A 1,000-nucleotide genomic window follows, 5' to 3' on the forward strand; every position below is an offset into this window, starting at 1 on the left:
TTGAACTAAAATTGAGAAACGTTGATTCTCGCTTGTTATCCAGATGCTCCAGTAATTTTAAGATCAGGGGTTTTTCTGGATTCGGGTTAGGGTAAGCATTGGCAACAACAATGCCAAATATCACGGCAAAGCCACTCCCTACGCCTAGCAGTAGTAGCCTGAAAATTAAGATTAGTAGGCAGTTCAGTATACTTATTGAGGTTTCAGGTATGGTATTGGTGTTGGAAGTAGCGGGTTGAGTCACACCGAATTTTGTTAGATCTCCTTCAACATAATGAGGCAGGATTCTCCAATTGTACTCCGTTAGGGGTCAAGCGCAGGTATTTTACATTATAGAAGAATTCAAAAAAACAAGGTTGAATTCCAAATGGCTATCATAACACTAAACCCTCCAAACCAACCAGTTAATTCCAATGTCAAGCCTGACAACTTTTGTGTGAGGGCTACCCACTTCAGCCAAGACCTCTTAGGGGAAGGAAAGAGTGTTAATTTTTTATTTTTCCCTGGCTTATTTTCTTTGTCTGCCTTCGGTAGCTTGATAGTGGAGGGTTTAGCCAACTGACTGAGTCGAAGTGTAAGAAACCCGGTTCGTAATTCAGGGTCGGACGGGGTAGTTGATCACTTTTTAACCTTTTAAATTTAAATTTAAGGAACTATAGTCTAGTTTCTTGGGGTTGCTCCTCTAACTAGAAACGCTAATTAGTAACTGAAAGACCAATCAATGTTGAAAAGGCAATTGAGTTTAGCAGGATGGCTTAAAAATCAACCACTAGGACTCTTGTTAGCAACTTTGATGTTGATAACATCTAGCCTATATGCCGAGAAAGCCAAGGCTAATGAATCCTTAGTAGCCAGTCAATCATCGGTGCTATCTTCCCAGCCTTTAAGGGAAGTAACAGAAGCTATCAAACCTGATCTAACCGAACCATACGTTCAGAGTGACCCACTCAATAGTCCTTATCCTATTCCTTGGAATTGGGTCTTGGAAACCCACGCTGAA

At 40.9% G+C, this 1,000-nt stretch carries 1 pseudogene; it reads left to right on the top strand.

Annotated features, from left to right (window positions below):
• Positions 1-793 precede the first annotated feature (793 nt).
• Positions 794-1,000: pseudogene (locus F6K49_RS53125) on the top strand (hypothetical protein); the annotation flags it as partial.

It is taken from the genome of Moorena sp. SIO3I6 (assembly GCF_010672095.1).